This is a genomic window from Heliobacterium mobile (assembly GCF_009720735.1).
In the GTDB taxonomy this organism is placed as follows: Bacteria; Bacillota; Desulfitobacteriia; order Heliobacteriales; family Heliobacteriaceae; genus Heliobacterium; species Heliobacterium mobile.
Genome location: NZ_WNKU01000048.1, coordinates 1 through 9,969, shown reverse-complemented (window position 1 = coordinate 9,969; position 9,969 = coordinate 1). Strand labels below are relative to the sequence as shown.

General features: G+C 39.1%; 8 protein-coding genes. 1 reads left to right on the top strand and 7 read right to left on the bottom strand.

Going from position 1 to position 9,969, the window contains the following annotated elements:
- Nucleotides 1-44 precede the first annotated feature (44 nt).
- The 7 genes from GJ688_RS18735 to GJ688_RS18705 form a co-directional block, all read right to left on the bottom strand.
- On the bottom strand, nucleotides 45-719 hold the full coding sequence (locus GJ688_RS18735; RefSeq protein WP_155478038.1) for a DNA-methyltransferase: 675 nt from the start codon (nucleotides 717-719) through the stop codon (nucleotides 45-47).
- 171 nt (nucleotides 720-890) lie between these two features.
- Nucleotides 891-3,689, bottom strand: a complete 2,799-nt coding sequence (locus GJ688_RS18730; RefSeq protein ID WP_155478037.1) for a P-loop ATPase, Sll1717 family — start codon at nucleotides 3,687-3,689, stop codon at nucleotides 891-893.
- A complete protein-coding gene (locus GJ688_RS18725; RefSeq protein ID WP_207708845.1) occupies nucleotides 3,686-4,126 on the bottom strand; it encodes a hypothetical protein in 441 nt (146 codons plus the stop codon). Before GJ688_RS18725 ends, GJ688_RS18730 begins: the two co-directional genes overlap by 4 nt.
- Nucleotides 4,127-4,488: 362 nt before the next feature.
- Nucleotides 4,489-4,695 (bottom strand): hypothetical protein, encoded by a 207-nt coding sequence (locus tag GJ688_RS18720; RefSeq protein ID WP_155478036.1) that lies wholly within the window; start codon nucleotides 4,693-4,695, stop codon nucleotides 4,489-4,491.
- Nucleotides 4,696-4,869: 174 nt separating this feature from the next.
- Nucleotides 4,870-5,883 (bottom strand): M28 family peptidase, encoded by a 1,014-nt coding sequence (locus GJ688_RS18715; protein ID WP_170292156.1) that lies wholly within the window; start codon nucleotides 5,881-5,883, stop codon nucleotides 4,870-4,872.
- 391 nt (nucleotides 5,884-6,274) lie between these two features.
- Complete coding sequence (locus GJ688_RS18710) at nucleotides 6,275-6,658, bottom strand: hypothetical protein (RefSeq protein ID WP_155478034.1); 384 nt, start codon at nucleotides 6,656-6,658, stop codon at nucleotides 6,275-6,277.
- Nucleotides 6,659-6,868: 210 nt separating this feature from the next.
- Nucleotides 6,869-7,132, bottom strand: a complete 264-nt coding sequence (locus GJ688_RS18705) for a hypothetical protein (RefSeq protein WP_155478033.1) — start codon at nucleotides 7,130-7,132, stop codon at nucleotides 6,869-6,871.
- A gap of 721 nt (nucleotides 7,133-7,853) precedes the next feature.
- Between GJ688_RS18705 and nhaA the strand changes: the two genes are divergently transcribed.
- On the top strand, nucleotides 7,854-9,167 hold the full coding sequence (gene nhaA, locus GJ688_RS18700; RefSeq protein WP_155478032.1) for a Na+/H+ antiporter NhaA: 1,314 nt from the start codon (nucleotides 7,854-7,856) through the stop codon (nucleotides 9,165-9,167).
- Nucleotides 9,168-9,969 lie beyond the last annotated feature (802 nt).

Genomic DNA, 9,969 nt, shown 5'->3' with positions numbered 1-9,969 from the left:
TCTGGCCCATTGCGGTGCGGCGTACTGTTTATAACAAATCCAAATCAAGCCGCTCTCAATACCCTTTCACTCGCTGCCTCCACGTACTGCTTCTCCACATCAAACGCAATGAACCTCCGCCCCATCCGCCTGGCTGCCACGCAGTCTCCCCCGCTTCCGCAGAACGGGACCAGCACGATATCACCCGGCTTCGACGATTTCTCAATAATCATCTCGGCCAGCTTCACTGGCTTTTGCGTAGGATGGATGTAGGTTACTGCTGGATCACGAGGCACAGCCCATACGTCTGAAATTCGCTTTCCATTTAATATGTGTCGGCCCTTCACAGCGAAGATAAGAAATTCGTGGGCCGGGCTGTATGCTCCACGAAGATCACCCATTCCCCCACCGTTCTTTTGCCAGACAATGCAGTTCTTGATGGTGAAGTGTTGGGCGATGCGGTGGTACCACTCGGTATAGACATCCCATCGGGTCCAGCAGTAAAAAGCACCACCGTCTTTCAAAACCCGATAAGCGTCGGATAGCCAGTCGGCCATGATGATGTCGTCGTTTTGGATTGCGGTGAACTTTCGTTTTCGGCTGCCGCTACGGTAGTTGATGCCGTAAGGTGGGTCGGCGATGATGAGGTCGATGGAGTTATCGGGGAGCAGTTTGAGACCGTCGTTGATGTCCATGTGATGGATGGTGTCGAGTGTTAATTCTCTGAGGTTTACTGTCATTGTCCACCGTCCTTGAAAAAAATAAGCAGTCCAACCACGATGGGCTGAACTGCCTGTCTATTCAATAGGTGGGCTGTGGGTGGTGGGGTACAATTAAGGTGCTTAATCATAAAGCTCGGACTCGAGAAATATCTTAGTTATTTCTTAATTAAAGGGAATATTTTTTTAATATTAAACTAACCCTTTTCCCATGCTTTTTCTTTTTAATGCTAAAACACGTGGTTTAATTGTGCTATCAAGCTCAAAATTTAATCCATAGCGAAATATTTCCGGGATGTAAAACTTTAGAACCCCATCCTTATCCCTATCCTCGTAGATGACTCCAATATCTTTAAGAAATTCTAGTCTTCTAGACTCGATAGGTAACTGGTCAACCGAAAACGGGACTACTCTTTTTTCTTTATTAAGATTATTTATTTCTTCAACCCAATCTTTAAACTCGGGATACTCTGTATTTGCTTCCATTACCTTATCTGTACTACAAGGGCGTAAGGCATGACGTACCGCAGAAGGAGGTAACAACCGTTCTTTATTCCATACCGAAAATGCCACTAAGTTTGGATCGTCAATTGTTTTCTTTGCAGCATAATAGAGAAACCTTACGACATCTCTCGCTTGTAGTCTACCTTTGAAATCTGTTAATGCAGCGAAAACCCATGAAAAGCTATATGCTTCTTTGGAGTTTGCTTTGCCTAATTTTTTACCCCAAAGTTTTTCTAATAGATTAGCTAAATCTTCACGTCCTAAAGAGGAAGGTTGGATTTTTTTATCGATAATTGCTGCTCTTTGACAAAGCCAAACTACCAAGCGTAAAAAGGATTCATAATCCCAGTTTAGTTCAAAAGGTTTATAGCGGTCCTCTAACTGACCGGCATTTTGTTTAATAGCGTATCGAAGGTAATCTCTTCTCAAGAAAACAATGATTCCAAAGTTCGGTTTTCTAATTTCTTCATTTATTCGACTTGGAAGTTTTAATAGAGCTTCTAAAGCAATTTGTTGACTGTTCTTGTTGGCAATATCTTCAAATATTTCCTCGAGACCGTCGATGAGATAAACAAAACGAAGTTTTTGTGATTCTAGAAAGTAATTAAACGACTGTAACGAAGACCTAAAAATTGAAGCGGGATCTCCATCGCTTACACGTGGCAGTTGATAATTTACCGATTTCGCCAAATTTTCTATCCAAAATAAGGTCCAATCAAACTCGCTCCAGTCGGTTTTGTTTTTTAACCTATCTTTTATTATTAGGTCGCTTAAACCTCTTGCATGAAATATATTCTTCTTGTTATTTCCTGTACTTAAATTAACAACCTTATCAACTTCATCCCTGGCTGCATCTACCAACTTCCTTGCCTCGTCACCGAGGTTATTAGGTACTAAAAACGGATACATTATTGCTTTTCCGCTTAATTGTTTATCAATACTATCTATCGGATTTATCAAAGCTAAAAAGTTTTCCCAAAATTTTATGCGAGCTAATTGTAAAAAATTAAAGGTTTTACCGGCCCCTTTTGCACCTATTGATATTATTCGAGGAAGTTGCTCTGTAAATTTTATTGCAAGGTTTTGTAGTGCATCAGTAATCAATAGTTCGTCTTTAACTCCCTTTTCTGCATACTGATACGCCTCACAAGTATCTTTAAGACGTTTCACACTATCCATATCATAGGTGGTTTTGTTAGGTTCTTTTTTACCGCCCTTAGGGGTCCAAGCAGTTTGAGCCCATTCAGAAGCAACCTTCATAATTGAAGGGGACATAGAAATTTTATATTGACCATCTTGCCAATCTTTAATATAGAGCAATTCTTGGCTGAAATAGGTCTCCTCAAATTGCAACCTAGGAATATACTCATCGGTTGAATTTGTTGCATTATAGGATTCTTGTAACCTGGTCATTGCGTTTTCGTATACTTCATTAGATTTTAGTTCTGGAGTAAGCATAGTAAGAACGACGGTAGGATCAAATAACTTATTTGAGTCCAGATGTTCTAAGGTTGGAGATAATTTAGAAATCTCCTCAAGTACTAAAGATGTTCCGCTTATAGATTGTTCTGTTAACGTAGTAAAAATAAACCGTTCAAAACGAGGATCAAGTAATATTGGGCTCGATATCTCACTTAGGCCTGCTCTAAGATCGACAAACACAAAATCGGCTTTTAATAGTTGGCCTAACTTATATAGTGCTTCACCAACTTGCCAAGGTTCTGATGAACTGCGTGCTAGATTTTCCGGTTGAATAGGCATGTCTAAAAGTTCCCGGTCATTTATAAAAGCTGGTAGAAAATAATACTTAGATTTCTCTTGATATTTACAGTACTCACTAATTTTCTTAATTAGTGATGAAAGAGCAGCCTCACGTTCTATGGGAGGATAATGGTATACTTCTAAGAAGTTTGCAAATGAAATGTCAGGCCTTAGTTTTTCTTTCCTACTCCAATATGTTAAACCAGGAGCTTCTAAATCAGCGTCTATTACTACAGCTGTTACAGGTCTGTTAATTTTTTTTGCTTGTGCTAGTAAAGCAAAAAGATAAGCTGCTAGATGAGTACTTCTCCCTACTCCCCCCTTAAAGGAATAGAATGCGACGAGTTGCGGTCCATGTTTATCCTGAGGAGTGGATGGAATATAGGAGATATTTTTACTATCATTATTCCTAAGGTAGGAAATATTTTTCCATAGGGGACTAATATTTACATTATTCCTATGTGTATTATTATCGTACAAAATTTCGACTGGTATTGTTGCATCATCCAAGTCTAAGCGAATCAACGAATTTTTTGAATCATACCAATCACCAAACCAATCAGTTAAATATTTATTAATATTCCCTCTGTCAGTTTTATTACTTATTCCGATTTCTATAGCGTCATAGAAACAATCAATACGTTCTATTTCGGGAGGAAGGTTCAATTTGTTGTTACTTACTTTTCTTATTTCCCTTTCCACATCTAGCCAAGTTAATAACCTCATCTTAATTCCCCTTCTATCCACCTTAAGATGTTCTCTAGCTTGCCTTCGAGAACTGAATCCTCTAATGTGTCCGACGTTCCCCCATAACGCCACATTTGATTATACTCTTTAGAACAAACATGTCGTTCATACTCATTTCCGTCAGAATATCGGATTTTTCTCATTTTGGTCGATGGTAAATGCAACTCTACTCCGGCCCTTAATTCATCAAGTAACGCATTAATATTATGGCTTATTCTTCCAAATAGTTCAACTACTTTACTACCATTTGAATAGTCTTCGCCCTTTCTTAGTAATAAAATAGCTTTTAAACCGCATTCTACTGCGTAGAAGAGTAAAAGTCGGTGAGCATTTGAACGCTCCCCCTCAACCACTGAAGCTTGATAATTCACACGGTAAGCTCGCTGCATTTCTCGCCTTGTAAAAGGAATACTCAAGTTTAATCACCTGACTCGCAAAGACTAGAAGTTACAAACTATAACTAACAGAGCATCTATCCAATAATAGGTTTTTAAGTCCCGAACTTCACCGTTAGTTGTTCGTTGCCTCTGCTAATAATTATTTGACATTTCCTTCAATTTTCCTGTCTATTGCGTCATATTCTGCAAGAAAATATATCTGTACTGTACGGCGGCTTCATTTATATTTAATTCATCTGCTATCCCATCCATAGCAGACGAGTTCTGGCCCACCTACCCCTCCCAACCCCACAAACAACCTCCCTTAGCCCGTGAAAAACTCATCTTCTATGTAGAAAGAAAAAAGCGACCCCGCCAGTAACGGCGAGATCGCTGGAGACTCAATGAACGCGTTTCTTCATCTGCTCACGCTGTTCACAAAACAGCTCGGCCCGATTACTCGATTTTTCAAGGCTTTCCTTTAATAATTCCTGAACGCTGTCCGGAACAGTAAGCCCTGCGGCTTCGATTTGTTCTTGGAAAAACTCGAGGTCTTTGGCTAAAGTGGCGTTTCTTTCGCACTTGTCATTAAGGTTAGCCAAAGCCACCTCATCTTCTTCCCTTTTCCGCTGCCGTCGAGATTCAAGCCATTCCTGGATGAAGACGCATCATGTCCGGGGTTAGTTTGTCCCAGATGGCCAGAGAAACAAAAGTGACCTCGCTGATGATCGCGAAGTCGCAAACATTTTTATGTAATAATTAAGATACAAAAATCCCAGTTCTTAAGAAGTTTTTTCCTCAATATAATCAATAATATTGAGAATTAATGTTTCTAGTTTTTCAAAATAAATTTCATCGTCATGAAAACTATGGCAATTCGGAATATAGTATCCTGTTAACTTAGCTTTTTTTCCACAGGAAATATTTATAGCTATATTTTCTTTTATAGATCTATAATCTGATACTATTCTACACTTAACGATTTCATATTCTTTTTGTTCAAAATAAGATATAATCTCTTCAGTAAAGCCTTTCTTGTTACTCTCATTATTCCCATCTATAAGTAAATAATCTCCAATTCCTACTCCGTCTAGGTTTATTATTATAACTTCCTTATCTTTAGGTATTTTTTTGTTAAACGACCACGAACCTATTCTTCCTAATTCCTCTAAGTCTGTAAAGCATATTTGAATTTTATTTAATATGCTTGGATTATTACGGGCTATACGCAACATAATACTAAGAATTGAGATAATACCACTGGTGTTGTCGTTAGCATTGTGAAGTTTATTTCTGTATGTTATTAATTTGGCAATGTAATCCAAAGAAAGAACAAAAAATGTTAAACAAGAAAGAGGATATTCGAAAAAAAAATTCGAACAAAAAAAATATATCGAATTTAACAATTCATTTGAAAAAACGACGGGTTTAAAGAAAAAAATGTATTTATAAATATGAAATTTGTCAGAAAAATATAAACAAGTTAATATGAAACATATAAAAATAAATAATTTTAATATTTGTTTTGAACCTATTGGACCGATTATTTTAAATATCCATTCAAATATATCTGGATATTTAATCGTATCATAATGTGCCATTAAAATAATTTTAGGTTCAACAGTTTTTGTTATTATATTAGTTGCAATAAATATTGAATCCGTCTCAATGTCTAGATTTATTTCTTTCAATTTTTCTTTTACAAATTTTTCGAATTGTTTTTTTCCTTTTTTAGTATTTCTGCTTTTACATTTTTCCAAAATCTCATTATATAACTGTTTTAACTCTAAGCTCAAAATCATACCTCTATTTTCATTTTTCTAAAACAACTCTGATAGGATATATTATATTATATTATATTAGTGTTGAAAATATTGTCGAAAATTGCGGTTTTAGATGACTATTTGGATTAGTTTCTTTTACGAATATGCACGTCCTGAAATTCGACAAGGAACTAAAAACTTATTTTTCCTTTATTCAACTAACAAAACCACCCCTCCCCCCCCCTACGCCCTGTAACGCAATCAACCATTCATTCATTCCACAACAGGGGTTAAAAGGCATGTGGGCCATTACAGCGGGCTTATGTGGGGGATGGGGTTTTTAGTTGATAAATACGGCGAAAAGATCACCTATATGTCCAGAAATGAAAAAAGGCCCTAACATTCAGAGCCATTAAACTAAATTCTATTTTTGCTCGACAAGTTCAAATACTGAAAAGTACTGAGTAAACATTCTCCCGATTGCTAATTCTGGTCTATCCCCTCTTAAAAAAGTGTATGCTGATCCGAATTGTTCTTTGAACTCCCATCCACGTAGCTTCATCACTTCAAAGAATGGCTTATCTGGGTCTTTTCCGATATTTTTAACAATGAATCGCTCGGGTTGCTCGGAAAACCGGACGACATCTTCTCCGAGAAGAGTTAATCGAAAAATTGCAAAACCTACAGGAATCGGATTTCCTTCTTGTAAGATTGTATCTTTATAAGTACCGAGCAAACCAAAGAAGATCAATAAGGCGGTAACCCATATCGTAAGCCGGTATCTCGAAATGGTACGCAGTTCTACCATTCAACTAGCCCCTTTAGCACAGATACTTAAATATATCTGTTTTCCGTAGCCTTTCCCATAAATCAGTAAAGAATCCTACGAAATCTATGCCATAACGAGCTATTACGTTCATAATAACTCTTATAATAAGAACGTTTATTAATATGGCAAATACGAGTCTCATTATATCATCCATAAATTAATCTCCCAGCCAGATAATTGGGATAGCGTTCAATCGACACCACCACCTCCACCACAGCCATCTCCCCCACTGTTGCCACCGCCACTGTCTCCGCCAAAGTCTGAATCGCTGCCGCCAAAATCAAATCCACCATTGTCACTAATGTCATCACCAACAGAGCCAAGATCGAAATCAAAATCGCTATCGCTGTGGCCGGAACGGACTCCACGGATGGCTTTGATCACAATCGCTATTAATATTGATACTGCCATTACTATTGTTAAAGCTATAGCCACAAATAGAAAGGTACTCATGATATCCCCTCCATTGCGTGCGATTCGCTGTATACTTCGTGGGAGATATCACAAAATACTTCATTTTAGGTAATATCAGTAATTCCAGATAGTCTTTATGAAAAACCCTACCCCACACGTTCCCCCTACGCTCTCAAACGCAACCACCCATACCATTCATACCACAACGGGGTTAAACTGGACGTGAGCCATTACAGCGGCTTTATGTGGGGGATTGGGGATTTTGGGTGAGTATTTGATAGGTTGTTACGTTAAAAAAGAGACATGGTCTATCGTAATAAACCATAAAATTAAAATCGCATTGCTACGAATAACGCATCTCCTATATCCCACGACAACCTTGTAACCTGCGAGCCCTCACCCCGGTGTTTATTAAGCTGATCTGTACCCGTGTTTGTCTCTACGTCCTCAAAGTTGGTTGAGAGATTGGGTTTGTTAGTCCCGGTCACGGCGATCACCTCCGCTGTTAGGACACCCAAAGATGCAGATAAAACGCTAAACTCTAATTAAACGATGGGAATTTAAGGTGAAAATATGGGTAGCTTAACGTTAGATTATAGATGGATTAGAACAGTTTAGAAGCGACAAAGCCAAATGAAAAATTTGGTTTGTTCATCAAGAATGATGTATATAATAGTATTCAGAGCCTCATGTCTGAATACGGCAGCAATACCTCTTTCCTTTCCCATTATAGCTGCCATTAATAGGTGGTTATTTATTCATGAAAGATAGGACGATCCGTTTTCTAAAAGAAAAAGTTCGAAGACCGGTTGAAGAGTTTATCGAAACCGAAACATCGAGCGGTATTATATTACTTGCTTGTACCATTCTGGCTTTGCTTATTGCCAACTCACCCTGGAGGAGTTCTTATGAGTCACTTATCAATCAACCTTTTACGATAGGTACATCCTCTTTCGGACTGTCCAAACCGGTTATCCTTTGGATAAACGACGGATTGATGGCCATTTTCTTTTTTGTGGTTGGGCTTGAAATTAAGCGAGAAATTCTCGAAGGTGAACTTTCATCGATAAAAAAAGCCAGCCTACCTATTATTGCCGCAATCGGCGGCATGATTTTACCAGCTTTGATCTATACACTTTTGAATAACAACTCACCCAGTGCTGCCGGTTGGGGAATACCTATGGCAACCGATATTGCTTTCGCTCTGGGTATCCTAAGTATGCTAGGTCACCGAGTTCCACTCTCATTAAAGGTTTTTTTGATCGCTATTGCTATTGTCGATGATTTGGGTGCCGTCCTTGTCATCGCATTATTTTATACGGAAACCATTCAGATCGCTTACCTTGGGTTGGCTACAGGCATCATTCTATCACTGGTCTTAATCAATTACCGTGGGATTCGGTCACTCACTCCGTATATTCTACTTGGACTCGTGTTATGGATCGCGTTCTTAAAATCGGGGATTCACGCCACCATCGCTGGAGTCTTACTGGCCATGACCATACCTTTTCGTACCGTAATAAACACCCATGAATTTACTGAACAAGTTCAAGAAACCATTCAAGCGTTTCATGGTTACCAAAAGGACAACAAGACAGTCGTCACCGAAGAATATTTCAGTCTCATCACAAAACTGAACGTCCTCATCGACAGGGTTGAATCTCCGCTACATAAGTTGGAGGGGATTCTTCATCCCTGGGTCAGTTATTTTATAATGCCGCTCTTTGCCTTTGCTAATGCCGGTGTTTCCCTAAATGACGTTACTGCAATCACAACCCCTGTAAGTTTAGGAATTATACTAGGTTTAGTGCTGGGAAAACAAGTTGGTGTAACCTTCTTTTCGTGGATAGCGATCAAACTAAAAATTGCCTCTTTGCCTGAAGGAATGACTTTCGCACATGTTTACGGCTTGTCCTGGTTGGCTGGTATCGGTTTTACAATGTCTTTGTTCATCTCTGGATTAGCCCTGGTTGAGCATCCGGAACTGCTAGTTCAAGCCAAAGTTGCAATCTTGCTAGCTTCAGTCATCGCTGGTACTGGAGGTTATTTTTTATTACGAAATCAGCACTATTAACCCCCCTTCCCCCATACCCCCCACCGGCAACACTGCCCCCAAAACTGCAACTCATCCTTCTATGCTTCCTCATCTTCTGTACCCCCGGTGGGCAACAGTGATCTTCGGTCGAATACCCGTCAAAATTGAAGTGTAACTGTAGTTCCGACAACTGCTCGCACCACCCAACGTAAAAAAGCTCGCCTTAACTGGCGGGCTTTCAATGCTGTGTTAATCCCTTCTTCTACCAAACAATGCGGACCTGACATCCCACATCTTACTCTCTGTTCAAATCTACAAAGATCGTTTAAAATTAGCCATTGAAAGGGAACCGGATTAACAGGTCTTCCAACAGAGCAACTGACTTGTAATCAGTTGTTCCAACGTTCATTACACCGAAATTATACATCTCTAGTCTGTCTCCATGGGGGTATGCACTAATTTCCACGACCCCCGATTTGCTCATGGAGATACCCCATAACTATTGATTAATGCAACTCACAAAATTGTAGATTACTTAACTTGACTCGCCGTCGTAGCTCAACTGGTAGAGCAACTGACTTGTAATCAGTTGTTCTAACGTTCATTACACCGAAATTATACGACTCTAGTCTGTCATCTATGGGGGTATGCACTAATTTCCACGACCCCCAAATTGCTCATGGAGATACCCCATGACTATTGATTAATGCAACTCACTAAATTGGAGATTACTTAACTTGACTCGCCGGCGTAGCTCAACTGGTAGAGCAACTGACTTGTAATCAGTATATCAACGTATATTGAACTTAGATTACACGTTCCCGAGATTGTCAAAGCGGAT